General features: G+C 66.5%; 1 protein-coding gene. It reads right to left on the bottom strand.

Annotated elements, in window-relative coordinates:
• A partial coding sequence (locus NMG80_RS04050; protein ID WP_254016947.1) for a reverse transcriptase domain-containing protein occupies positions 1 to 248 on the bottom strand: 248 nt, incomplete at both ends.

The following is a 248-nucleotide window of genomic DNA, read 5'->3' as shown; positions in this document are numbered from 1 at the left end:
CTCGACCCCGCCCGTCATCAACCCTGCCTGCAGGTAGCGGCGGATCAACCGCAGCACCCGCTTGTCTTCGACCTTGCGCGCCACGCGTGCCATCAGCACATCGTGGTTCACCCGGTCGAAGAACTTCTCCAGATCAAGATCGACCACGAAGCGGCGACCGCCGGCCACATGCGACCGGGCGGCCAGAACCGCATCATGGGCGCTCCGCCCCGGCCGGAAGCCGTAGGAGGAGTCGGAGAAGTCCGGAT

The organism is Mesorhizobium escarrei (genome assembly GCF_935825525.1).
Lineage (GTDB): Bacteria > Pseudomonadota > Alphaproteobacteria > Rhizobiales > Rhizobiaceae > Mesorhizobium > Mesorhizobium escarrei.
Note: the sequence above shows the minus strand (reverse complement) of the source record. Positions and strands in the feature narration are given on the sequence as shown.